The organism is Rubellimicrobium rubrum, from assembly GCF_006152115.1.
In the GTDB taxonomy this organism is placed as follows: Bacteria; Pseudomonadota; Alphaproteobacteria; order Rhodobacterales; family Rhodobacteraceae; genus Rubellimicrobium; species Rubellimicrobium rubrum.
In genome coordinates this window covers 12,653-35,835 of the sequence record NZ_VDFU01000022.1, presented here as the reverse complement: position 1 = coordinate 35,835, position 23,183 = coordinate 12,653, and the positions used below count along the sequence as shown (strand labels likewise).

Genomic DNA, 23,183 nt, shown 5'->3' with positions numbered 1-23,183 from the left:
GCCCCCGCCGACGGCTGAGACCACACCCATGACCCCCGGGGCATACATCTCAGCCACAGGCCACGCGGCCCTCCTGCTGTGGCTCCTCATGGGTTGGGGCCTCGACTCCGAACCCCTTCCCTTCGAGGTGACGCCCGTCACTGCCGTGACCGGGGCGGAATATGCGGCCCTTGTGGCGCGCACGTCGCCGCCGCCCTCGACAGAGCCTGCCGAACAGCCGACCCCGCCTGCCACCGAGCCCGAGGTCAGTCCTGAGGTCCAGCCGCCAGAGCCAGAGCCGCAGCCTGAACCGGAGCCGGAACCGGCTCCCGAGCCGGAGCCCGCGCCTGAACCTGCGCCGCCGCCTGAACCCGCGCCGCCTCCGCCCCCCGAGGTCGAGGAGGTCGCGCCCGAGCCTGAGCCCACCCCGCAGCCGCCTGCTCCGCCGCCTTCGGCCCAGCTCGATGCCTCCCTGCGTCCCAAGCCTCGGGCTGCGCCGCGCGTCGCCCCCGAAGCCGCGCCACCGCCCCCGCCCGAAGCCGAGGTCGCGCCCGAGGTGGAGGAAGCCGCAGAGCCCGAACCTGCGCCCGAGCCCGAACCGGTCGAGGAGCCTCAGGACGAAGCCGCCCCTGAGGAGGCGACCACCGAGATCGTCACCGAAGCCGAGGAGCCCTCCGGGGCCGTCGAGGTCGCATCCCGTCCGCGCCCACGCCCAAGCCGCCCGGCGCCGCAGGCCGAGGAGCCTGAAGCCGAGGAGTCCGAGGTCGCTGCGGCCGAGCCGGTAGAAGACGAGCCTATCGAGGAGGCCGCCGAAGCCGAGGAGGCCGAAAGCGAGGAGCCTGCGGAAGAGGTGGCCGAGGCCGAGCCGACCGAAGAGGCTGTTGAGGAAGAGGTTGTGGCCGAGGCCGAGGAAGCCGAACCCGTGGAGGAGGCCTCTGCCGATACCGCGTCCGTGGACGACGCCCTTGCAGCCGCGCTGGCCGATTCCGGCGCGGGGGAGGCGGCCGAGGCCGACCCCGGTCCGCCGATGACCGGTGCGGAGCAGGACGCGTTCCGCGTGGCCGTCCAGCAGTGCTGGGTGGTGGATCCGGGCAGCCAGGCGGGTCGCGTGTCGGTGACGGTCGCGTTCCAGCTTAGCCGTGATGGCCGGGTGGCCGGGGATGTGGAACTCCTGACCCACAATGCCGACAGCGGCGAGGCCGCGAACAGCGCCTACGAGTCCGCCCGCCGCGCGATCCTGCGGTGCCAAGGCGACGGCTTCCCGCTCCCGGCAGAGAAGTACGAGCAATGGCGAATGGTCGAGATGACCTTCGATCCCACGCAGATGGCGATCCGTTGATGCGCCGTACTCCGATCCGCGCTATTCGACCCTGCGCATGGTCCGCTCTGACGGGCCTGCGCGGCCTCGCCCTGAAGATGAGAACCTGTCCATGAATCGAATCATCCTGGCCCTCTGGGCGGCGCTTATCGCAGCCTTCGCCTTGGCCCATCCTGTCCACGCGCAGCAGGGTCCGCTGTCGATCACCATCACCGAAGGGGTGATCGAACCCATTCCCTTCGCTGTTCCGGCCTTCACCGTGGAAATCGGCGGGGCCGAGAGCGTGGCGCGCGACATCGCGTCGGTCGTCTCTGCCGACCTCGTGGGAACGGGCCTGTTCCGCGAGATCCCTTCCAGCGCCTTCATCAATCCGAACCTGCCCTTCGGAACCGCGCCGGTCTACACCGACTGGACGGCCATCAACGCGCAGGCGCTGATCACCGGGGCCGTGGCGGTGTCGGGCGACCAGCTCATCGTCAAGTTCCGCCTGTATGACGTGTTCTCGGGGGCCGAGCTTGGCGAGGGCTTGCAATTCGCAGGTACGGTCGCAGGCTGGCGGCGCATGGGCCACAAGGTGGCCGATGCGGTCTACTCCCGCATCACGGGCGAGGGCGGCTACTTCGACAGCCGCGTCGTCTTCGTCTCAGAGTCGGGGCCCAAGGATGCCCGCGCCAAGCGTCTGGCCGTCATGGATTACGACGGAGCGGGGGTGCAGTTCCTGACCCAGTCGGGGCTGCTGTTCGCGCCGCGCTTCTCGCCGGACGGGAGCCGGGTGCTTTACACCTCCTATGAGTCGGGCGTGCCGGCGATCTATCTTCTCGACGTGGCTTCCGTGCGCCAGCAGCGGATCGCGACCGAAACGGGAGAGATGACCTTTTCGCCCCGCTTCTCGCCGGACGGCCAGCATGTGATCTACTCCCTCACGAATGGCGGGAATACCGACATCTATATGACGAACGTCGGGGGTGGGGCCTCCTCGCGCCTGACCTCGGCACCGTCCATTGAGACGGCCCCCTCGTTCAGCCCCGACGGCAGCCAGATCGTGTTCGAGTCGGACCGCTCCGGCACCCAGCAGCTTTACGTGATGAGCGCCAGCGGCGGCGAGCCGGTCCGCATCTCGTTCGGGGATGGCCGCTATTCCACGCCGGTCTGGTCCCCGCGCGGCGATCTCATCGCCTTCACCAAGCAGGGTGACGGCCGCTTCTACATCGGCGTCATGCGGACCGATGGCTCGGAGGAGCGCCTCCTGACTTCCAGCTTCCTGGACGAGGGGCCGACCTGGGCTCCGAACGGCCGCGTGCTGATGTTCACGCGCGAAACGCAGGGGGCGGACGGTGCGCCGACGGTCTACTCGGTCGATGTGTCGGGCCGGAACCTGAAGCAGGTACCAACCGGAGGCATGGCGTCGGACCCGTCCTGGGGACCGTTGCAGCCGTGATCAAGGCCGGGGCGGGGATGGGACATCCCCGGCCGCGGCGAAGGACAGGGCGCGCTGCTTCCCAAGGACGCGGGGCGTGGTAAGATAGGTCAAAAGGGGACATTTCGATGACGAGATGGTTGGTAGCGGCGCTTCTGGTGGCCTCGGTGGGCCTGAGCGCCTGTACGCGGCCCGACCGCTTCGGCGGCGGCGCGGGTGGACCGGGCGGTGCCGGCGGCTTCGGGGGTGCTGGCGGTGCGACTGCCGGCCTGCCCGGCGCCGGCCTGCCGGGCGTGGGCACGGGAACCCTGGGCGGCGCTGGCGGCGTCGGCGATCCAGCCTCGCCGCAGTACTTCAGCCAAGCCGTGGGCGATCGCGTCTTCTTCCAGGTGGACCAGTCCACCCTGACGCCGCAGGCCATCGCGACGCTCGACGGGCAGGCCCAGTGGCTGCAGTCGAACTCGTCCTACCTCGCGGTGATCGAAGGCCACGCGGACGAGCAGGGGACCCGCGAGTACAACGTCGCCTTGGGTGCCCGGCGCGCCAACGCTGTGCGCGAGTACCTCGTCTCCAAGGGCGTGCCGGGCAACCGCATCCGCACGATTTCCTATGGCAAGGAACGTCCCGTGGCGGTCTGCTCGGAGGAAAGCTGCTACTCGGAGAACCGCAGGGCGGTCACCGTGATCTCGATCGGCAGCCTCAGCTGATGCGTCACGCGGCCATCCTTCTGTGTGCGGTCTGGCCGGGCCTCGCCTGGGGGCAGGCCGCGGATCCGCAGACGCTCGCGGACATCCGCGGGCAGATCGCCTCCTTGTCCCAGGACATCGAGGGGCTGCGGAGCGAGCTGACCGCCTCGGGGCAGCTGACCACCGGCGTGACGGGGAACACCCCCCTGGAGCGCCTGAACGCCATCGAGTCCGAACTCCAGCGCCTCACCTCCAAGACCGAGGAGCTGGAGTTCCGCATCAACCGGATCACCACCGACGGGACGAACCGGCTGGGCGACATCGAATTCCGCCTGTGCGAGATCGAGGAAGGCTGCGACATCGGCCAACTCGGCGATACCCCCGCGCTGGGCGGCGTGGACAACATCTCGGTGGTGCCGACGCCGGCTGAACCCACCGAGAACGGCCCGGACCTGGCCGTCAACGAACAGGCCGAGTTCGAGCGGGCGGAGGGGGCGCTCGCATCGAGTGACTTTCGCGGCGCCGCTGACCTCTTTGCGGCCTTTGTCGAGGCCTACCCGGGCAGCCCCCTGACGGCCCGCGCCCAGCTTGGGCGGGGCGAGGCGCTGGACGGCCTGGGTGATTCGTCCAACGCGGCGCGCGCTTACCTCGACAGCTTTTCGACAGCCCCGAACGGCGACTTCGCGGCGGACGCGCTGCTCGGGCTGGGGCGCAATCTGGGCAGGCTGGGCCAGGTCCCCGATGCCTGCGTGACTCTGGGCGAGATCGGCACCCGCTTCCCTAATTCATCCCTGTTGGCAGACGCCCAAGCCGAGATGCGGACGCTGGGTTGCCCATGATGCCCGAGGAGGCTTTGGCCTCCTCGGTCGCGCGGCTCGATCAGCGGCTGGCCGAGTTATCAGCCCCCATCGGCATCGCCGTGTCCGGCGGCGGTGACAGCATGGCCCTCCTGCATCTTGCGGCCGACTGGGCAAGGAAAGTCCATCGGACGCTTAGGGCGGTGACAGTGGATCACGGCTTGCGTCCCGAAGCCGCCAGGGAGGCCGATCTTGTCGGCCAGTCCTGCGGGTCCTTGGGCATCGTGCACACCGTCCTGCGCTGGACCGACTGGAACGGGAAGGGCAACATGCAGGACCAGGCCCGTCGTGCCCGTCAGCGCCTGATCTCGGACTGGGCAATGGCCGAGGGGATTGGGGCCGTTCTCCTGGGCCATACCGCCGACGATCAGGCCGAGACGGTGCTGCTTCGATTAGCTCGTGGGTCGGGCGTCGATGGGCTGTCCGCGATGGACGAGTTCGCCCCAGCAGTGCACGGCTTGTGGGTTCGTCCGTTCCTGAACAGCCGGCGGCGGGACCTGCGTGACTGGCTTCGGTCGCGTGCCATCGCCTGGGCCGAGGACCCATCCAATGAGGATCGCCGTTTCGACCGCGTCAAGGCGCGCTCGATGATGGAGCATCTCGCGGTATTGGGGCTGACGCCCGATCGCCTGATTCGGACCAGCGATCACATGCGCCGAGCCGAAGCGTCCCTGCGCCAACACGCTGAAGCCGTCGCCGCGCGGGACACGCGGGAGGAAGGGGCGGATCTCTGCCTTCCCTTGGATTTTCTGCGCCGGGTCGAGGCCGAGGATACGCCGGCCCGGCTGCTCGCTGCGGGTCTGGCCTGGGTCGGCAATCGTCCATATCGTCCCCGGCACGATGCTCTCCTCCGGCTGGCTCGAGTCGTGCTCGACGGTCGTTCCGCGACGCTATCAGGCTGCCAGGTGATGCCCGAAGGCGACCGCTTTCGGATCAGGCGCGAGGCTCGGGCCTATGACGCCCCGGCTCCCCTGCATCTGACCGGTGGGATGCTGCGGGCGCGGTGGGACGGGCGGTGGTCCCTGCATCGGGGGGCAACGGATCAGGACCGGGTCGATCCAGCCTCATGGCGGCATCTCCGGGTCGCCGCTTTGGGTGGGGAAGGACTTCGGGTATGCCCGGACTGGACTGCACAGGGCTTGCCCTCCGGTGCGCTGCTTGCGACACCTGCCGTGTGGGACGGGAGCCGGGTCGTCGCTGCTCCCTTCGCGGGTCGTCCCGAGGGCTGGACCGCGACGCTCTACCCCCGATTCCAGTGGTTCGTACGGGATCGCTAGCCGGCAAAGGCTGGACGCAGAGGGATTTTATCCCCGAACTGAGGCTCTGAGGCCTTCCGGTCGCGCAAATTCGCTCTCGCATCCGTGCGTCATACGGCTTTCACATTGAACCCGCCTTCTCAGCCCTTATCTTGGGCACACGCAGCACGGGCATTGATGTTCCGTGCCATGGGGGAGTCCGTTCGTGGGCAACGCGCGAAACATCGCCTTCTGGGTCGTCCTGTTCCTTCTGGTGCTGGCGCTCTTCAATCTTTTCAGCGGCGGCCAGACGACCATGGCGTCGAACGGTCGCTCGTATTCGGACTTCGTGGCGTCCGTGCAATCGGGCCAGGTCGCCCAAGCCACCATCGACGGCGAGGAGGTCCGCTACCGCGGTGCCGATGGCCGTGACTACACCACCGTCCTTCCCCCGGACGCCGAGGTGACGAACCTCCTGATCGACGCAGGGGTGCCGGTCTCGGCCCGCTCGCAGGAGCAGTCGGGCTTCACGGCCTTCATCCTGTCGCTTCTGCCCTTCCTCCTGCTCATTGGTGTCTGGATCTACTTCATGAACCGGATGCAGGGCGGCGGGCGTGGCGGCGCCATGGGCTTTGGCAAGTCGCGCGCCAAGCTCCTCACCGAGAAGCATGGCCGCGTCACTTTCGACGACGTGGCTGGCATCGACGAGGCCAAGGAGGAGCTGGAGGAGATCGTCGAGTTCCTTCGCAACCCGCAGAAGTTCTCGCGCTTGGGCGGTAAGATCCCCAAGGGCGCGCTGCTCGTGGGTCCCCCCGGCACCGGTAAGACGCTGCTGGCCCGCGCGATCGCGGGCGAGGCTGGCGTGCCGTTCTTCACCATCTCGGGCTCTGACTTCGTGGAGATGTTCGTGGGCGTCGGCGCGAGCCGCGTGCGTGACATGTTCGAGCAGGCCAAGAAGAACGCCCCCTGCATCGTTTTCATCGATGAGATCGATGCGGTGGGCCGGTCTCGTGGCGTAGGCTACGGTGGCGGCAACGACGAGCGCGAGCAGACGCTGAACCAGCTTCTGGTGGAGATGGACGGCTTCGAGGCCAACGAAGGCATCATCATCGTCGCGGCGACCAACCGTCCCGACGTGCTCGACCCCGCGTTGCTGCGTCCGGGCCGCTTCGACCGTCAGGTTCAGGTGCCGAACCCCGACATCAAGGGCCGCGAAAAGATCCTGGGTGTCCATGCCCGCAAGGTCCCGCTGGGGCCGGATGTGGACCTGCGCATCATCGCGCGCGGCACTCCGGGCTTCTCGGGCGCGGACCTCGCCAACCTCGTCAACGAGGCGGCGCTGATGGCGGCACGGATTGGGCGTCGGTTCGTCACGATGATCGACTTCGAGTCCGCCAAGGACAAGGTGATGATGGGCGCCGAGCGTCGGTCGATGGTCATGTCCGAGGACGAGAAGAAGCTGACTGCCTATCACGAGGCCGGTCACGCCGTCGTGGGCCTGAACGTGCCGCAGCACGACCCAATCCACAAGGCGACGATCATTCCGCGCGGTCGGGCCCTGGGCCTCGTGCTATCGCTGCCCGAGCGTGACCAGCTTTCGGTCAGCTACACGAAGTACCGGTCCAAGATCGCCATGGCGATGGGCGGCCGCGTCGCCGAGGAACTGGTCTTCGGGCCGGAGCAGGTGACCTCGGGTGCGACCTCGGACATCCAGCAGGTGTCCAAGATCGCCCGGGCCATGGTGACGCAGTTCGGCATGTCCGAGCGCATCGGCTACATTGACTATGCCAACGAGCAGCAGAGCTATCTCGGATCGTATGGCGGTGGCACGAACCATTCGGCCGAGACGCAGAAGTCCATCGACGAGGAGGTCCGCCGCCTCATCGACGAGGGCTACACCGAAGCCAAGCGCATCCTGACCGAGAAGCGCGAGGATCTGGAACGACTGGCGCAAGGCCTGCTGGAGTACGAGACCCTGACCGGGTCCGAGATCACTCGCGTCATCGCGGGCGAACCTTTGAACCGCGGCGAGGATGCTTCGCCACCGCCCCCATCGGGCGGAGCCTCGGTGACGGCGATCCCCAAGACGCCGCGCCCGCGCCCACCGCGCGGTGAGCCCGAGCCCGAGCCGACGGCCTGAGGGCGTGACCGACAACTCCATCGACTGGGACCCCGGGACCTATCGACGGTTCCGGGGTCTCCGCTTGCGTCCGGCCCTGGATCTCCTGCTGCAGATCGGTGACGTGCCGGACGGCTGTGTCGTTGATCTGGGGTGCGGGGATGGAGCCGTGGCAGGGCCCCTGCGGGCTCGCTTCCCCGGGCGGCCTATCATCGGCATCGACTCCTCGGCGGCGATGCTGGCCCATGCTCAGGGTTACGATCAGACAAGGCTGGCCGATATCGCGCATTGGTCGCCCGAAGAGGCCCCGGCGGTCATCTTTTCGAATGCCGCCCTGCATTGGGTGCACCAGCACGACGTCCTGCTGCCCCGTCTCGTGAGCGAACTGGCCCCCGACGGAGTTCTGGCTGTCCAGATGCCTCGCCAGTTCGACGCTCCATCGCACCGGCTGTTGCGGAACCTGGCCGAGGAGATGTTCCCCGACCGATTCGGCTTTGACGACTACGTGCCTCCGGTTGCTCCACCCGGAGCCTACCAGCGCCTCCTGGGGCCGTTGGGAACGGTCGATGTCTGGGAAACCGAATATCTCCAGCCCTTGTCGCCCGTTGCCGAAGGTCATCCTGTCAGGGCTTTCACGCAGTCCACTGCGCTCAGGCCCTTTGCGGCCCGCATGGGCGAAGGAGAGCTGCAGGAGTTCCTGGACGCCTATGACGACGCCCTGAGCTTTGCCTATCCGGCCGAAGCGGACGGAACGGTGCTGTTCCCTTTTCGCAGGCTGTTCATCATCTTGAGCCGGGACGGATAGGCCAGGCGGCTTGAGGCTCGTCCGGTGCCCTGCCATCAAGGGCGGAAAGGAGAGTCCGCCATGCCCGCCCTCGCCCCTACCGATCACTTCGGCATTGTGACTTGGCTCGGGCGTGTCTCACGTCCTGTCGGTCAGGACCTCATCATCCATGGAGAGCCCTTGGATGAGATGCCTCTGACCTTTGCCGGCTTCGAGGGTGAGGTGCATGCGGGTCTGACCCGACCGGCCTGTTCGCGGGTGACAGCGCAGTACCCGAGAGGGACCCAGATCCGGAACACGCGTCAGGTCAGCTTGGTGAGCGCCGAGGAGTTGCGAGCCATTGCTGCGGCGCTGGGCCTGGAGGCCGTTGACCCGGCTTGGGTCGGAGCCTCGGTGGTGATTGAGGGAATCGCGGATTTCACGCACCTGCCGCCGTCCAGTCGCCTGCAGGGCGAAGGAGGGGCCACGCTGGTCGTGGACATGGAGAACTTGCCCTGCATCGAACCCGCCAAGACCATCGAGACCGCGCGGCCGGGGCACGGCAAGGCCTTCAAGGCAGCCGCCAAGGGGCGGCGCGGACTGACGGCATGGGTGGAGCGCGAAGGCGTGCTGCGACTTGGCGAAAGGGTGCGGCTCCATGTTCCGGCGCAGCGCCCCTGGGCGCCGGAAAGCGCAGGGCAGCGGGGGACGTGAACGGGATTTCCTATGCGAAACCTCTTTCTTGTGGGCCCGACGATTTGACGGGCTAATCGGTCGCAATCGCCATTCTGGCCTCGCCGGTGCTCGGTTAGGACACCGCCACAATCCAGGGGAACCGCCGTGAGCCACAAGACCGACATCGAGATCGCCCGCGAGGCCAAGAAACGTCCGATCCTGGAGATCGGCGCCAAGCTGGGCATCCCCGCCGAAAGCCTGCTGCCCTACGGGCACGATAAGGCCAAGGTGAGCCAAGACTTCATCAACTCGGTCCAGGACCGGCCCGACGGCAAGCTGATCCTAGTGACCGCCATCAACCCGACTCCGGCGGGCGAGGGCAAGACCACGACCACCGTGGGTCTGGGCGACGGCCTGAATCGCATCGGCAAGAAGGCGGTGGTCTGCATCCGCGAGGCGTCCCTTGGCCCGAACTTCGGGATGAAGGGCGGGGCGGCGGGCGGCGGCTATGCCCAGGTCGTGCCGATGGAGGAGATGAACCTCCACTTCACCGGTGACTTCCACGCGATCACATCGGCGCACAACCTGCTGTCGGCGATGATCGACAACCACATCTACTGGGGCAACGCGCTCGACATCGACCAGCGCCGCATCGTCTGGCGGCGGGTCATGGACATGAACGACCGCGCGCTACGCGACATGGTGGTGAGCCTCGGCGGCGTCGCGAACGGCTTCCCCCGCCAGACTGGCTTCGACATCACCGTGGCCTCCGAGGTCATGGCGATCCTGTGCTTGGCAAAGGACCTCAAGGATCTCGAAAAGCGCTTGGGCGACATCGTCGTGGCCTACCGCCGTGACAAGACCCCCGTCTACTGCCGCGACCTCAAGGCCGACGGCGCGATGGCCGTTCTGCTCAAGGACGCGATCCAGCCCAACCTCGTGCAGACGCTCGAGAACAACCCGGCCTTCGTTCATGGCGGCCCCTTCGCCAACATCGCCCACGGCTGCAACTCGGTCATCGCCACGACGACTGCGCTGAAGCTGGGTGAGTACGTGGTGACCGAGGCGGGCTTCGGCGCGGACCTCGGGGCCGAGAAGTTCTTCGACATCAAGTGCCGCAAGGCCGGGCTGAAGCCTGCCGCCGCCGTGATCGTGGCGACCGTGCGTGCGATGAAGATGAACGGCGGCGTCGCCAAGGCCGACCTGGGTGCCGAGAACGTGGGCGCCGTGCAGAAAGGCTGCCCGAACCTCGGCCGCCACATCGCCAACGTGAAGGGTTTCGGCGTGCCGGTCGTGGTCGCCATCAACCACTTCTACAGCGACACCGACGCCGAGATCGAAGCCGTGAAGGCCTATGTGGCCGAGCAGGGCGCTGAGGCGATCCTGTGCAAGCACTGGGCCCAAGGCTCCGCCGGGATCGAGGATCTGGCCCGCAAGGTCGTGCAACTGGCCGAAGGCGGCTCCGCCAACTTCGCGCCGCTCTACCCGGACGAGATGCCGCTCTTCCAGAAGGTCGAGACCATCGCCAAGCGCATCTACCACGCCGACGAGGTGATCGCGGACAAGTCGGTGCGCGACCAGCTCAAGGCCTGGGAGGCGGCGGGGTATGGTCACCTGCCGATCTGCATGGCCAAGACGCAGTACAGCTTCACCACCGACCCGAACGTCCGTGGCGCACCCACGGGCCACACGGTGCCGGTGCGCGAAGTGCGGCTGTCGGCGGGCGCAGGCTTCATCGTGGTGATCTGCGGGGAGATCATGACCATGCCGGGCCTGCCCAAGGTTCCCTCGGCCGAGGTCATCCGCCTCAACGAGGCCGGGCAGATCGAGGGCCTGTTCTGATTGACCTTTCGGCTCCGGCCCCCGATGTGGTGGGCCGGAGCCGGAGGACAGGACCATGAAGCGACCCCAGGACTGCGAGATGATGGCCGACATCCGGGCCGAGATCGACCGGGTGGACCGGCAACTCGTGGCGTTGTTCGCGGAGCGGACGGCCTACATCGACCGCGCCGCGCAGATCAAGGGACCGCTCCAGCTTCCCGCACGGATCACCCCGCGCGTGGAGGAGGTGGTGGCCAATGTCCGGCGCGAGGCTGCCGTGCATGGGTTGCCCCCGGACCTGATCGAGAAACTGTGGCGGCGTCTGATCGACTGGTCGATCGCCCGCGAGGAAGGGGTCCTTGGCCCCGAATGGGGCCACGAGGAGACATGATGACGACTCAGGCGACCGCAACGAAGGAAGCTGCCATGACGGCCCAAGTGATCGATGGAAAGGCTTTCGCGGCAAAGATCCGCGGCCGGGTGGCCGAGCATGTGGCGCGGCTCAAGGCCGATCATGGCATCACTCCCGGCCTCGCCGTGGTGCTGGTGGGCGAAGACCCGGCCTCCTCTGTCTATGTCCGCTCCAAGGGCAAGCAGACCCTTGAGGCGGGCATGAACAGCTACGAGCACAAGCTGCCCGCCGAAACCTCGGAGGAGAGTCTGCTCGCTCTGGTGAAGCGTCTCAACGACGATCCGGCGGTGCACGGCATCCTCGTGCAGTTGCCCTTGCCCAAGCACCTGAACAGCGACCTCGTCATCAACTCCATCGACCCGGCGAAGGACGTGGACGGGTTCCACGTGTCCAACGTGGGGCTGCTCGGGACCGGGCAGAAGGCCATGGTGCCCTGCACGCCGCTGGGCTGCCTGCTGCTGCTGCGCGACCTGCATGGGTCGTTGGCGGGCATGGACGCCGTGGTGATCGGGCGGTCGAACATCGTGGGCAAGCCGATGGCGCAACTGCTGCTGGGGGACAGCGCGACGGTGACCATCGCCCACAGCAAGACCAAGGACCTGCCCGAGGTCGTGCGCCGGGCCGACATCGTGGTGGCCGCCGTGGGCCGGGCCAGGATGGTGCCGGGCGACTGGATCAAGCCGGGCGCGACGGTGATCGACGTCGGCATCAACCGCACGGCGGGCGAGAACGGCAAGGACGTCCTCGTGGGCGACGTGGACTACGCCAGCGCCGCGCAGGTTGCGGGCGCGATCACGCCGGTCCCCGGCGGCGTCGGACCGATGACCATCGCCTGCCTGCTGGCGAATACGGTGACCGCCTGCTGTCGCGCCAACGGACTGCCCGAGCCCGAGGGGCTGACGGCCTGATCCAATCGTAATGGGACAGCAGACGGGCGGGGCGCAGGCTCCGCCCGTTCGTGTCTTCGGGCTCAGGCCTCCGCAGGCTCCAGTTCGTCGATGCGGGCATAGCTCACCTCCATGCCCTCCGTCATGCCGGTGGCGACCATCGCTTCCATGGCCTCGGGCGTGTCCACCCGCATCACCACGGTGAGGAGCGTGCCGCTGCCTTCGGCGGCGAAAGTCGTCTCGACGTGGTTGTCGGGCGTGGCGTCCGGCAGATGCATCCTCTCGACGTGGACGATGCGGCCGGCGCGCCCGTCCCGCGGCGGCTCCACGGACTCGTAGGTGCCGGTGACGTGGAAGCCGGCGCCCTCGTCATTGGCCCACTCCCAACGCAACTCCCCGCCGGGCCGGGCGTCGTTGATGCACAGGGGCATGCGCCACCCATCCCAGCCAAAGCACCAGCGCTGGATGAGTTCGGGCTCCACATGGGCCGCGAAGACCCGCTCGGGCGGGGCCCTGAAGCGACGCGTGATGGTGAGGGTAGTGGGCGAGGTGCGCTCCACGGTGACGCTCATGACTTCTTCTCCTGGGTTGGATCCTCGGCAAGGAGGTCGTCGAGGCGGGCGTAGTTGCGTTCCAGATTGGCGCGCAGCTCGGAGAGCCAAGCGTCGAGGGGCACAAGGCCCTCGGGCGCGAGACGGCAGGGACGACGGGTCCCGTCGCGCCCGCGCGTGATGAGACCGGCCTTTTCCAGCACCTTCAGATGCTGGGAGATCGCTGGCTGGCTCATCTTGAACGGAGCCGCCAACTCCATCACCGCCGCCTCGCCTTGGGCGAGCCGTCCGAGGATCGCGCGGCGGGTCGGGTCGGATATGGCCAGGAGGGCTTGGTCCAGGACAGACATCGTGACTCCTTCCATAAGTTATATCTTATATAAGAGGCCATGGAAGTAAAGCCGAAAGCCGAGGCTGCGGACTGGCCTGCGCCTCGTCCGGCCCGTTCACGCGCGACGGGACAGGGGACGAGCGGTCGGAAGCGGGACCGGGAGGGCGCGCGGCCCGGTCAGTACTGCCAAAGCACGGTCAGCAAACAAAGTCCGCAGCACCGGCTCGCGCGCGTCCAGGCCACCTGTGTAGGTGCCATAGGCCGGCAACACGAGACGGCGCGCATCGACGACGAAGCAGGGCCGCCGTTCATGGAAGCCGGGCAGTCCAAATTTTGGATGGTAGTGACCCGAGACCTCGCCGGGGGTAGGCTCGGTAGTGGCGATATGCCGGAAGGTAAGACCCGCGACGGCCAAGCATTCGCCGCCTTCGCCGCCATGGGCATTGCGCCCGGCATCATGGTTGCCTTCGATCCAGACCCAGCGCCGACCCTCCTGCAGAGTCAGAAGCCGGTCGCGGTCCTCGGGGTCCAGAGCCTCGCTCGCGGCCAGATCATCAAAGGAATCCCCCAGAGCCACCACGCAGCGGGGCTTGGTCGTCGCGATGTCCTGCCCAAGGCGGTCCAGGGTGGCCCGCGTCTCGTAAGGGGGCAGCATGATCCCGCGCCGCCGGGCCATGCGCTCGGACTTGGCCATGTGGAGGTCGGACACGCAGAGCAGATCCTCGGACGGCACGAAGAGCGCCCCCGAGGGGAGGGCCAGGCAACCGGTGCCGTTCAGCGTGAAGGAGAAGGCCGTGCCGTTCATGACCCGTTCTCTGGATCACGCGGGGCACTTCGGCAAGGGCGGCTGGGTCACAGAGCCTCGATCCCGGCCTCCTCCAGAAGGCGCGCCGCCTGCTCGGCCATCAGGCGCTCTCGCGCGGCGCCAGCAACCGGGACCCGGCCCCGCTCGAGCAGCAGGGGCGCAGCCAGGGGCGTCACGCGCGCGGGCCGGACGTGATCGACGCGACCCTGGATACGGGACAGCATCTCCTCGATCCGGCCAAAGTCCACGAGGCCGTGCTGCGCCTGTTCGCGGGTGACGCGCAGCAGCAGGTGGTCGGGATCGTACTTGACGAGCGTGTCGTAAAGGATGTCGGTCGAGAAGGTCGCCTGCCGCCCGGTCTTGCGGCTTCCCGGCAGGTTCTTTTCGATCAGGCCGGCGATGGTCGCCACGCCCCGAAAGGTCCGCTTCATCACGGCGTTGCTCTGGAGCCAGGTCTCAAAGCCTTCGCGGATGTCGCGCGGGCCGAGCAGGCTTGCCGGATCCTCCAACTCCCGCAGCCCGGTGATGAGAAGGGCATAGTCGGTCGCCACGAAGCCCAGGGGGTCGAGATCGCGCTGCTCCATGCGGTGCGTCAAGAGCAAGCCCAGCGTCTGGTGCGCATTCCAGCCGGCAAATCCCCAAAAGACCGCGTGCCATCGTTCTTCGGCTTCGAAGGTCTCGACCAGCATGCGTTCGGCCTGGGGGAGCTTGGAGAACCGGCGCTGAAGGCCCAGCCATTCGGCGGTGTGGCGCGGCAGTTCGGGCCAACTTGGCCGCTGCAGGAGGTCGAGGATGCGGCGGGTCAGGGCGACCGAGGTGGGGAACTTGCCGCCGCCAAAGCTTGCCACACGGGGGTTGGAGTCGGGGCGGCGGGTGACCTCCACCGTCATCTCCTTGAGACCCTCGAACCGGACGACCTGCCCGCCGATCAGGAAGGTGTCGCCGGGGGTCAGGGTTGAGGCGAAGTACTCCTCGATCTCGCCCAGATGCGTCCCCGAGCGGAGGCGGACACTGAGGCTGCCTGAATCCTCGATGGTGCCGATGTTCATGCGAATGCGCTTGGCGGCGCGGGGGTCGCGAAGCTGCCAAACGCCGTCGCGCAACATGAGCCGTTTCCAGCGGTCATAAGCGCGGAGTGCGTACCCCCCTGTGGCGCAGAATTCCAGGCAGTCGTCGAAGGCGGCCCGGCTTAGGTCCGTGTAGCCGCCGACGGTGCGGATCTCGGCATACAGGTCGTCTGCTGCGAACGGTCCGGCGCAGGCCCGGATCAGGATGTGCTGGCACAGGACGTCCAGCGGCCCGGAGCCGCGCGGGGTGCCATCGAGGTCGTTCTCCAGCGCTGCGTCGATGGCGCAGGTGCATTCCAGCACCTCGAACCGGTTCGCCGGAACAAGGATCGCCTTGGACGGCACGCCCGCCCGGTGGTTCGCTCGCCCGATTCGCTGGACGAGGCGCTTGACGTATTTGGGGCCCCCCATCTGGATCACGAGGTCCACGTCACCCCAGTCGATCCCGAGGTCGAGCGTCCCGGTGCAGACGATGGCCTTGAGGTCGCCGCGCAGCATTGCGGCCTCCACGTTCTGCCGCTGCTCGCGCGAGAGCGAGCCGTGGTGGATCGCAATGGGCAGGCCCTCGTCATTTTGGAGCCAAAGATTGTGGAAGAACACCTCGGCCTGCGCGCGTGTGTTGTGGAAAATCAGGGTCGTCCTGTGGCGCCTCACCTGCTCCAGCACCGCCGGGATCGCATGGAGCGCTGCCCCACCCGCCCAAGGCGGGGCACGACCCGCATCGAGCATGGACAGATCGGGCCGCTCGCCCGGATCGGCGTAAAGAATGGCGCAAGGTTTGGGGTTCCGGGCCAGCAGATGCGCGATCTCCTCCGGGTCGTCGACGGTGGCCGACAACCCGACCCGGCGCAGGCCGGGTGCCAGCGCATCGAGACGGGACAGGGACAGAAAAAGCTGATCCCCCCGCTTGGATTCGGCGAGTGCGTGGATCTCGTCCACCACGACCCGGCTCAAGCTCCCGAAGATCTTTGGCGCGTCCTCATAGGACAGCAGGAGCGCGAGGCTTTCCGGCGTGGTCAGCAGGATATGCGGCGGATCGGCGCGCTGGCGTCTCCGCGCGGACTGGGAGGTGTCGCCTGTCCGGTCCTCGATCCGGATCGGCAGGTCCAGATCCTCGACCGGGGCGAGCAGGTTGCGGCGGATGTCGGTCGCCAGCGCCTTGAGGGGAGAGACATAAAGCGTGTGCAAGCCGGGCCGTGGATCCTCGGCCAGTTCGGACAGGGTAGGAAGAAAACCCGCCAGCGTCTTGCCTGCGCCAGTCGGGGCGATGAGCAGCAGGGCGGCCTCGTCCGACCGCGCCAACATCTCGGCTTGATGAGGATGAAGCGACCAGCCCCGGCGGGCAAAGAACGGAGCAAGGCGGGCGGGAACGTCCATCCAGCCCAGATAGCGTGCCCCCAAGCGACAGGGTAGGGGCCTGCCGGGGTAGCCGGGCCTACTTCACGATCACCTCATCCCGGACGAACATGTTCGCCCAGGCGCGGTCGATCAGCGCAGCGTTCATCTGCGGCGGGATCCCTTCGAATCGGCAGATCGAGAGCATCTGGTCGATCAGGTAGACCGGCTGATAGTTGGCGTAGACGTTGTTGATCGACGGGTACTTGAGCTTGAGCAGATAGATCAGCGCCGCCTGATCAATGGGCATCCCCTTTTTCTTGGCCACCATGGCAAAGATTTTGAGGAAGTCCTCCTGCGAGGGGCCGTCGATCTTGATCTTGAAGAAGATCCGCCGCAGCGCCGCCTTGTCGAAGATATCGTTCGGATGGAAGTTCGTGGAAAAGATCACCAGGGTGTCGAAAGGCACCTCGAACTTCTCGCCCGATTGCAGGGCAAGGATGTCCCGGCCTTCTTCCAGAGGCACGATCCAGCGGTTGACGATTTTCTGCGGCGGTTCGGCCTGACGTCCGAGGTCGTCGATGATGAAGATGCCACCCGTGGCCTTGAGCTGAAGCGGTGCCTGGTAGGTCCGCGCGACGGGGTTGTAGACGAGGTCGAGCATGTCGAGCGACAACTCGCCCCCGGTGATCACCGTCGGCCTCTCGCAGCGGACATAGCGGGTGTCGTACCGCCCCGAGGTGCGGCGCAGGGAATTCGGGTCGTCCACGTCTTCCTCGGCGGCCGAATGGACGATCGGATCATAGACCGTGATGACCTGGCCCGCATACTCGATGGCGCGGGGCACGTAGATCTTGTCGCCGATCGCGTTGCGGATGCCATTGGAGATCGACGACTTGCCGTTGCCGGGCGGGCCGTACATCAGGATCGACCGCCCCGCCCCTACCGCCGGGCCGAGATGGTCCAGAAGCGACTGGGGCAGGATCAGGTGCCCCATCGCCCCCTCGAGCTGGGCGCGAGTGATCGATATGTTGCGGATCGACTGCTTGCTGACCTGCTCGCGGTAGATCTCGAGCGGGACGGGCATCGCGCCGTAATACTCCGACTGAGCCAAGGCATCGAGAGCGCGCGCCTTACCTGCGTCGGTGAGCTGGTATCCCATCTCGTTGCCGCTGTTTGCGTTCAGCGTGCCCATCGCCTCGCAAAGCTTCTGCGAGCGGGCAAGGTCGACCAGTTCCTGCGTCACAGGCATAGGAAGGCAAACGGCCCGGCTGATTTCGGACACGAGCGTGACGTTCATGCGGAACATCGTCTTGAGAAGGATGTCGCGCATCATCACGGGATGCAGCTTCATGCCTTCCAGGGTCCGAGGGGCCGGAGGCGGGGTGACACCCTGCGTGGCAGAGGGTTGGGTCGTGACCGCGATGTTCATGTGAAGCTCTTGCGAGGTAACGCTCTGGGCAACGGTGGCCCGACACTGTGGCGATTTTGCGGAACAGGGCGAACGGAGTGCGTAGTCAGGCGGTGGCGGCCATCACGAGATAAACGACGAGCGTCAGTCCGAGGGCGACGCCCATGGGGAAGCGCTTGCCGGTGGACCAGCTGACCCAATCGGGCGCCAGTCGCGGGCCGACCGTCCGTTTGGCAACCTCATGGGCTATCCAGCAGCCCAGGAGGGAGAAGGCATAGATCCAGAGCAGGCGGCCCAGATCCGAAGTCGCGATGAAGGGTGCAGCGGCGGCGGCGAACTTCGCGTCACCGGCACCGATCATGTAGACGGCATTCAAGGCCATGCCGATCAGCAGCACCACTAGCAGATGCAGCCAGCGCCAGGACCAGTCCCCCAGGTTCCAGCTATCCAACGGAAGGAGGACAAGGCCGATGACGAAGAACGCTGCGGCCAGCGCAGCCACGGCCCGATTCGGGATCTTCATACGGCTCAGGTCCACATAGGCGGCCCAGAGGCAGACAGGCAGCGCCCCCAGCAATAGGCCAAGCGCAACGGTCGGAGGTGTTCCCATGCTTCAGCCCATGGCCTCGAGCGCGCGCGCGGCTTCCTCGAAATGGGTGGGGCTGGTTTCCACCGCGTCCTCCAACAGGCTGCGCCCGATGGTGACGTCGTTCTGCTTGATGGCCGTCAGAGCCATCGTGTAGAGCAGCTGCGCTCGCTCCTGCTGGGTCATGGGCACCACCGGCAGGTTGTAGTCGCGCCGCGCCCCACGGGCGAGGACGAGGTTGTTCTTGGCGGTGAACAGATCGGGCTCATGGCGCAGGGCTTCCGTGAACAGCCGCTCGGCCGCTTGGTAGTCTCCTCGCGTCAGCTTGGAATAACCCCAGTTGTTGAGAACCCCGGCCGGGGTGGTCGTCAGGCCGGTCGCGATCTCGTAGAAGCTGTCGGCTCTCGTCCAGTCCTCGGCAGCGTCGGCGACCATGGCCTCGTATCGGTAGCGTTCGTAGGTCTCGTGGGTCGGAGGAACGGCGCTCAGGGTCGCGCGTGCCTGGTCCCACTGGTTCGTGCGGATGAAGGCTCCGGCCAGTTCGACGCGATCGTCGGCCGTGGCGTCCGGATGCGCGGCGACGGCCTGCCAAGCGGACACGGCTTCGGTGCCCCGGCCCGCGCGGATCAGCGATGTGGCCAGTCCGCGCTGGAGGTCGATCCGGTCGGGATTTTCGCGTGCGGCCCTGGAAAAGTAGTTCACGGCCTCTTCCGGCGCGGCCACGGACATCATGACGTCGTTGAGACCAGACTCATCGATGACGTTGATGTCGCGCAGGGCACGCTCCACCTCCTGCTCGCCCGAATGCTCGCAGGCACTCAGAACGACAAGGCCCATGGTGGCCCAGATCGACGCATATCGCATGGTGCTGCCCTCTCGCCTTGCCTCAGAGCGGCTCGATGGCAAGAAGGGCCTCCTCCGCGGTGAGGGGCCTCTCCTCTCCGTAGCCGACCGTCCGGACCTCTTCGGTCTCGTTGATGCCCGTATAGAACGGGTCATCCATCCGCACGAGCGCCGTTCTCAGATTGTCCCGGATCGTGTCGCTGTTGCCGCTGTCCGCCGCATAGGCGCGCCGAAACACCTCCGACGCCTCCCCGTACTTGTCCTGTTCCATCAGCAGCACGCCGAGGTTGTTCCAGGCCGACACGAACATGGGGTCTTCCTTGACCGAGCGCCGAAGCAGATCCTCGGCTTGGCCAAGGCGTCCCAAGCGCAGGTTGGCCGTGCCCATCCCCGCGAGGGTGTCGGGCGTCAGGCCCTCCTTCGCGGCGGCGCGCATGTAGGCATCGAGGGCGAGTTGGAATTCCCCAGACTTCATTAGCCGGTGGCCTGTTTCCAGGGGATCGGCCTCTTGCCCGGAGGCGAGGCCGGGCGCGTAGATTCCCCCCGCCGCCCGGTTCAGGCCGGCGTTGCCACAGGCCGCCAGGCTCAGCAGAGCCAGCATCGCCCAAGCCGCCTGCCGCTTGGATCGCTTCACTTCTGGTCGCCTGCCTCTTGCTGGGTGCCCGTCACGCCGCCGCCCAAGACGTCGGAGATCTCGTAGATGGACGGTCCGATCAGGATGATGAGGAGGGGCGGCACCGTCAGCATCATGGTGGCCAGCGTCATCTTGGTGGGCAGGGTATTGGCCTTCTCCTCGGCGCGCATCACCCGCTTGTCCCGCATCTCGGATGCATAGATTCGGAGCGCGTCGGCAATGGATGTCCCGAACTGCTGCGACTGGATCAGAACGGTCACGAAGGAGGAGATATCGACGACGCCGCACCGCTCGGACATGTCGCGCAGAACCTGCGTCTTATCCTTACCCGCCTTCAGTTCGTAGGAGACCATATCGTACTCATCGGCCAGGTCCGGAAAACCCGAATGCAGTTCCTTGGCGACGCGGACGATGGATTGGTCGAGCGATTGACCGGCCTCCACGCAAACCAGCATCATGTCGAGACTGTCGGGAAAGGCGTTGGTGATCGCCTCCTTCCGAGCGGCCTGTCGACGGGTCACCCAATACTTCGGGATCATGTAGCCCACGACGCCCGGCAGGAGGATCTGAATCGCCATGTCGACGGGCAGGATCTCGGTCTGGGTGACCGCGGATTTGTAGAAGGTGTAGGCCAGCCCCAGGGCGAGGAAGCCGATGCCGCCCACGAACTGCAGGAAATGGTAGGTCCGGACCGCGTTCTTGGACCGGTAGCCGGCTTGCAGCAGCTTCAACCGGGCAGCCGAGTACTCCTTCTCGTCCTGCGGTTCGAGGAAGTTGGAGTATTTCTGAAGCTTGTCCTTGCCCTCCGGGCGACGTAACCGCTCTGCCTTGGCTTGGACATCGTCGGTGTTGGTCATGCGCTCGTGCAGGCGATCGAAGCTGTCCTGCTTGCGGATCAGGAACGCCGGCAGGGCGATCAGGATCATGAGGACTCCGAGCATCCCCACCGCCATGAGCGGGCCCGACGGACCAAGCATCGAAGTCAGCCATTCGTTCGCAGGGGCGAGAAAGGACATCGGTAAGCCTCAGACCTTGATGTTCACGAGCGCGCGCATGACAAAGATGTTGGCCACCAAGAAGGCTCCCACGACCAGGCAGGCCGGCACGAAATACGCCGTGTCGCGCACCTTGTCGTAATAATGCGGCTCGGCGATGTTGATGCCGATTAGGGCGACGATGGGGAACCCCGACAGGAACTTGCCCGACCACTTGGCTTCGGCTGTGATGGCCTTGACCCGCCGGAACAGCTTGAAGCGCGAGCGGATCACCTTGGCCAAGCCATCCAGGATCTCGGCGAGGTTGCCGCCCGCCTGGCTTTGGATGGAGACGGCCACCGCGAGAAAGCGCAGGTCCTGCATGTCGATCCGCTCAGCCATCGCTTTGAGGCTTTCGCCCATGTCCCGGCCGTAGGCGGCCTCATCCGAGATCATGCCCATCTCGGTGCCCAGGGGGTCGGGAATCTCCTTGGCCACGATGCCGATCGAGGAGGAGAACGGGTGCCCCACCCGGAGCGAGCGCACCATGAGCTCCACCGCTTCGGGAAGCTGCTCCTCGATGAGAGCCATCCGGGTCTTGGCCTTCTTGTCGATCCAGACATAGATGCCGCCTACGCCCATCGCGATCGCCACGGCCGTGCGGATCGGAGCCGAAGCGCCGGTGCCAAGCGTCAGCCCCACGAAGGCCATGCCCGAGAGGACAACCATGAGCAGGATGATCTGCCCGGGAGAGAAGGCGATGTTCGCCTTTTGCGCCTTTTCGGCCAGTAATGAATAGAGCGGGATCTTCTGCGACTTCATATGCTGGGTCATCTCCTTGCGGAGTTGCTCCAGCACCTTCTCGCGGCCGGTGCCCTTTTCCAGGAGGTCCAGCCTGCGGTTCACGCGGCTGTTGAGACTGATCGAGCGCCCGAAGGCGGTGAGGTAAATTCCTTCCACCAGGACAAGGACGGCAATGAAGATCAGGCCGTAGATGATCGGCTCGGCCGAGAGTTGCATGGACGTTATCCCCTGAACGGCTCGAACAGCGAGGCCGGAAGATCGTACCCCCACAGCCGGAACCGATCGCTGAAATGCGAGCGGACGCCCGTGGCGGTGAAATGGCCGATGATCTTGTTGTCGGGCGAAAGCCCGACCCGCTGGTAACGGAAGATCTCCTGCATGGAGATCACGTCGCCTTCCATGCCAGTGATCTCGGTAATGGATGTCATGCGGCGACTGCCGTCCTGCAGGCGCGAGGCTTGCACGATCAGGTTCACGGCCGAGGCAATCTGGGCGCGGATCGCTTTGATGGGCATCTCGATCCCAGACATGGCGATCATGTTCTCGAGGCGCGAGACGCCGTCGCGGGCGGAGTTGGCGTGGATCGTGGTCATCGAGCCGTCATGGCCGGTGTTCATGGCCTGGAGCATGTCGATGACCTCCTCGCCGCGGGTTTCCCCCACGATGATCCGGTCCGGCCGCATCCGGAGCGCGTTCCGAAGGCAGTCGCGTTGGGTCACGGCGCCCTTGCCTTCGACGTTGGGCGGCCGCGATTCCATGCGGCCCACATGGGCCTGCTGGAGTTGGAGTTCGGCCGTATCCTCGATCGTCAGGACCCGCTCCTCGTTGCCGATGAAGGACGAGAGGGCGTTGAGCGTGGTGGTCTTACCGGAACCGGTGCCCCCCGATACGATGATATTGAGGCGGGTGGCCACAGCAGCCTGCAGGTAAGCGGCCATTTCCTCGGTGAAGGCACCGAACCGGACGAGGTCGTCGATCGACAGCTTGTCCTTCTTGAACTTCCGGATGGAGACCAGGCTTCCGTCTACGGCCACCGGCGGCACCATGGCGTTAAAGCGCGAGCCATCCGCGAGTCGGGCGTCCACGTAAGGGTTCGATTCGTCCACCCGCCGACCCACGGCCGAGACGATCTTGTCGATGATGCGGAGGAGGTGCTTTTCGTCCTTGAAGGTAACGTCGGTGAGCTGGAGTTTGCCCGAGCGCTCGACGAAGATCTGCTGCGGGCCGTTCACCAGGATGTCGTTGATCGTGTCGTCCTTCAGCAGGGCCTCAAGGGGCCCGAGGCCCCTCACCTCATCGTAAAGATCCTGCGTGAGCTGCGTCCGCTCGTCACGATTGAGAGCGAAGCCCATCTCATCGAGAGACTCGTTTGCGATGTTCTGGATCTCGGTGCGCAGTTCCTGCTCGCTCGCCTTCTCGAGGGCCGCGAGGTTCAGGTTGTCGAGCAGAGCCTTGTGGATCTCGAGCTTGATCTCCTGCAGGCGCTCCTTGCGTTTCCGGTCCTTGTTCTCGGGCTGGGTCTCGGCCGGCCGGCCGTGCGCTGGGCGCATGAGGGGCTTGGGGGCCTCCGACGCGGGGGACGCAACAGAAGGCCGCCGCTCAGGAGGAGCGGTCTCAGGGACCTGACCCTCGGACTTGCGAAACTTGGCGAACATCGGAGGCCTCCGGAAACG

At 66.4% G+C, this 23,183-nt stretch carries 22 protein-coding genes; 11 read left to right on the top strand and 11 right to left on the bottom strand.

The window, feature by feature from the left end:
• The 11 genes from FHG66_RS21655 to folD form a co-directional block, all read left to right on the top strand.
• Positions 1 to 1,318: hypothetical protein (locus FHG66_RS21655; protein WP_342777492.1), on the top strand; the 1,318-nt coding region annotated here is incomplete at its 5' end.
• Between the two features lie 91 nt (positions 1,319 to 1,409).
• A complete protein-coding gene (gene tolB, locus FHG66_RS15810) occupies positions 1,410 to 2,735 on the top strand; it encodes a Tol-Pal system beta propeller repeat protein TolB (protein ID WP_139078035.1) in 1,326 nt (441 codons plus the stop codon).
• Between the two features lie 107 nt (positions 2,736 to 2,842).
• The gene (pal, locus tag FHG66_RS15805; RefSeq protein WP_139078034.1) at positions 2,843 to 3,421 is read left to right on the top strand and encodes a peptidoglycan-associated lipoprotein Pal; all 579 of its coding nucleotides are present in this window, start codon (positions 2,843 to 2,845) and stop codon (positions 3,419 to 3,421) included.
• Positions 3,421 to 4,239 carry a tol-pal system protein YbgF gene (gene ybgF, locus FHG66_RS15800; protein WP_139078033.1) on the top strand — a complete coding sequence of 273 codons (819 nt, stop codon included), beginning with the start codon at positions 3,421 to 3,423 and terminating at the stop codon, positions 4,237 to 4,239. Before pal ends, ybgF begins: the two co-directional genes overlap by 1 nt.
• A complete protein-coding gene (tilS, locus tag FHG66_RS15795) occupies positions 4,236 to 5,534 on the top strand; it encodes a tRNA lysidine(34) synthetase TilS (protein WP_246082641.1) in 1,299 nt (432 codons plus the stop codon). The genes ybgF and tilS overlap by 4 nt, the downstream gene beginning before the upstream one ends.
• Before the next feature lie 184 nt (positions 5,535 to 5,718).
• Positions 5,719 to 7,632: an ATP-dependent zinc metalloprotease FtsH gene (gene ftsH, locus FHG66_RS15790; RefSeq protein ID WP_139078032.1), complete on the top strand. Its 1,914-nt coding sequence runs from the start codon at positions 5,719 to 5,721 to the stop codon at positions 7,630 to 7,632.
• A 4-nt stretch (positions 7,633 to 7,636) separates the two neighbouring features.
• A complete protein-coding gene (locus FHG66_RS15785; RefSeq protein ID WP_139078031.1) occupies positions 7,637 to 8,416 on the top strand; it encodes a methyltransferase domain-containing protein in 780 nt (259 codons plus the stop codon).
• A 60-nt stretch (positions 8,417 to 8,476) separates the two neighbouring features.
• Positions 8,477 to 9,088, top strand: coding sequence for an MOSC domain-containing protein (locus tag FHG66_RS15780; protein WP_139078030.1), 612 nt, complete (start codon positions 8,477 to 8,479; stop codon positions 9,086 to 9,088).
• A gap of 126 nt (positions 9,089 to 9,214) precedes the next feature.
• Positions 9,215 to 10,891, top strand: coding sequence for a formate--tetrahydrofolate ligase (locus tag FHG66_RS15775; protein ID WP_139078029.1), 1,677 nt, complete (start codon positions 9,215 to 9,217; stop codon positions 10,889 to 10,891).
• A 55-nt stretch (positions 10,892 to 10,946) separates the two neighbouring features.
• On the top strand, positions 10,947 to 11,261 hold the full coding sequence (locus FHG66_RS15770) for a chorismate mutase (RefSeq protein WP_139078028.1): 315 nt from the start codon (positions 10,947 to 10,949) through the stop codon (positions 11,259 to 11,261).
• Between the two features lie 35 nt (positions 11,262 to 11,296).
• Complete coding sequence (gene folD, locus FHG66_RS15765; protein ID WP_139078027.1) at positions 11,297 to 12,190, top strand: bifunctional methylenetetrahydrofolate dehydrogenase/methenyltetrahydrofolate cyclohydrolase FolD; 894 nt, start codon at positions 11,297 to 11,299, stop codon at positions 12,188 to 12,190.
• Between the two features lie 62 nt (positions 12,191 to 12,252).
• Here folD and FHG66_RS15760 read toward each other — a convergent pair whose 3' ends face one another.
• The 11 genes from FHG66_RS15760 to FHG66_RS15710 all read right to left on the bottom strand — a co-directional run bounded on the left by FHG66_RS15760 (position 12,253) and on the right by FHG66_RS15710 (position 23,165).
• Positions 12,253 to 12,741 carry an SRPBCC domain-containing protein gene (locus tag FHG66_RS15760; protein ID WP_139078026.1) on the bottom strand — a complete coding sequence of 163 codons (489 nt, stop codon included), beginning with the start codon at positions 12,739 to 12,741 and terminating at the stop codon, positions 12,253 to 12,255.
• The gene (locus FHG66_RS15755; RefSeq protein WP_139078025.1) at positions 12,738 to 13,070 is read right to left on the bottom strand and encodes an ArsR/SmtB family transcription factor; all 333 of its coding nucleotides are present in this window, start codon (positions 13,068 to 13,070) and stop codon (positions 12,738 to 12,740) included. The genes FHG66_RS15760 and FHG66_RS15755 overlap by 4 nt, the downstream gene beginning before the upstream one ends.
• Before the next feature lie 96 nt (positions 13,071 to 13,166).
• Positions 13,167 to 13,856 (bottom strand): ligase-associated DNA damage response endonuclease PdeM, encoded by a 690-nt coding sequence (gene pdeM, locus FHG66_RS15750; RefSeq protein ID WP_139078024.1) that lies wholly within the window; start codon positions 13,854 to 13,856, stop codon positions 13,167 to 13,169.
• A gap of 47 nt (positions 13,857 to 13,903) precedes the next feature.
• Positions 13,904 to 16,300, bottom strand: a complete 2,397-nt coding sequence (locus FHG66_RS15745; protein WP_139078023.1) for a ligase-associated DNA damage response DEXH box helicase — start codon at positions 16,298 to 16,300, stop codon at positions 13,904 to 13,906.
• Between the two features lie 58 nt (positions 16,301 to 16,358).
• Complete coding sequence (locus FHG66_RS15740) at positions 16,359 to 17,690, bottom strand: P-loop NTPase family protein (protein ID WP_139078022.1); 1,332 nt, start codon at positions 17,688 to 17,690, stop codon at positions 16,359 to 16,361.
• Between the two features lie 85 nt (positions 17,691 to 17,775).
• Positions 17,776 to 18,279 (bottom strand): prepilin peptidase, encoded by a 504-nt coding sequence (locus FHG66_RS15735; protein ID WP_139078021.1) that lies wholly within the window; start codon positions 18,277 to 18,279, stop codon positions 17,776 to 17,778.
• A gap of 3 nt (positions 18,280 to 18,282) precedes the next feature.
• Positions 18,283 to 19,119: a tetratricopeptide repeat protein gene (locus FHG66_RS15730; RefSeq protein ID WP_139078020.1), complete on the bottom strand. Its 837-nt coding sequence runs from the start codon at positions 19,117 to 19,119 to the stop codon at positions 18,283 to 18,285.
• A gap of 22 nt (positions 19,120 to 19,141) precedes the next feature.
• Entirely contained in the window at positions 19,142 to 19,732 is a 591-nt protein-coding gene (locus FHG66_RS15725) for a tetratricopeptide repeat protein (RefSeq protein ID WP_246082640.1), read from the bottom strand.
• Positions 19,729 to 20,748: a type II secretion system F family protein gene (locus FHG66_RS15720; RefSeq protein ID WP_139078019.1), complete on the bottom strand. Its 1,020-nt coding sequence runs from the start codon at positions 20,746 to 20,748 to the stop codon at positions 19,729 to 19,731. The genes FHG66_RS15725 and FHG66_RS15720 overlap by 4 nt, the downstream gene beginning before the upstream one ends.
• A gap of 9 nt (positions 20,749 to 20,757) precedes the next feature.
• Positions 20,758 to 21,726, bottom strand: a complete 969-nt coding sequence (locus FHG66_RS15715) for a type II secretion system F family protein (protein ID WP_139078018.1) — start codon at positions 21,724 to 21,726, stop codon at positions 20,758 to 20,760.
• Between the two features lie 5 nt (positions 21,727 to 21,731).
• Positions 21,732 to 23,165 carry a TadA family conjugal transfer-associated ATPase gene (locus FHG66_RS15710; protein WP_139078017.1) on the bottom strand — a complete coding sequence of 478 codons (1,434 nt, stop codon included), beginning with the start codon at positions 23,163 to 23,165 and terminating at the stop codon, positions 21,732 to 21,734.
• Positions 23,166 to 23,183: the final 18 nt, after the last annotated feature.

Coding starts and splice junctions, on each gene's coding strand:
- tolB (WP_139078035.1), top strand. CDS start 1,410: ATGAATCGAATCATCCTGGCCCTCTGGGCGGCGCTTATCGCAGCCTTC.
- pal (WP_139078034.1), top strand. CDS start 2,843: ATGACGAGATGGTTGGTAGCGGCGCTTCTGGTGGCCTCGGTGGGCCTG.
- ybgF (WP_139078033.1), top strand. CDS start 3,421: ATGCGTCACGCGGCCATCCTTCTGTGTGCGGTCTGGCCGGGCCTCGCC.
- tilS (WP_246082641.1), top strand. CDS start 4,236: ATGATGCCCGAGGAGGCTTTGGCCTCCTCGGTCGCGCGGCTCGATCAG.
- FHG66_RS15780 (WP_139078030.1), top strand. CDS start 8,477: ATGCCCGCCCTCGCCCCTACCGATCACTTCGGCATTGTGACTTGGCTC.
- FHG66_RS15770 (WP_139078028.1), top strand. CDS start 10,947: ATGAAGCGACCCCAGGACTGCGAGATGATGGCCGACATCCGGGCCGAG.
- folD (WP_139078027.1), top strand. CDS start 11,297: ATGACGGCCCAAGTGATCGATGGAAAGGCTTTCGCGGCAAAGATCCGC.
- FHG66_RS15760 (WP_139078026.1), bottom strand. CDS start 12,741: ATGAGCGTCACCGTGGAGCGCACCTCGCCCACTACCCTCACCATCACG.
- FHG66_RS15755 (WP_139078025.1), bottom strand. CDS start 13,070: ATGTCTGTCCTGGACCAAGCCCTCCTGGCCATATCCGACCCGACCCGC.
- pdeM (WP_139078024.1), bottom strand. CDS start 13,856: ATGAACGGCACGGCCTTCTCCTTCACGCTGAACGGCACCGGTTGCCTG.
- FHG66_RS15745 (WP_139078023.1), bottom strand. CDS start 16,300: ATGGACGTTCCCGCCCGCCTTGCTCCGTTCTTTGCCCGCCGGGGCTGG.
- FHG66_RS15740 (WP_139078022.1), bottom strand. CDS start 17,690: ATGAACATCGCGGTCACGACCCAACCCTCTGCCACGCAGGGTGTCACC.
- FHG66_RS15735 (WP_139078021.1), bottom strand. CDS start 18,279: ATGGGAACACCTCCGACCGTTGCGCTTGGCCTATTGCTGGGGGCGCTG.
- FHG66_RS15730 (WP_139078020.1), bottom strand. CDS start 19,119: ATGCGATATGCGTCGATCTGGGCCACCATGGGCCTTGTCGTTCTGAGT.
- FHG66_RS15720 (WP_139078019.1), bottom strand. CDS start 20,748: ATGTCCTTTCTCGCCCCTGCGAACGAATGGCTGACTTCGATGCTTGGT.
- FHG66_RS15715 (WP_139078018.1), bottom strand. CDS start 21,726: ATGCAACTCTCGGCCGAGCCGATCATCTACGGCCTGATCTTCATTGCC.
- FHG66_RS15710 (WP_139078017.1), bottom strand. CDS start 23,165: ATGTTCGCCAAGTTTCGCAAGTCCGAGGGTCAGGTCCCTGAGACCGCT.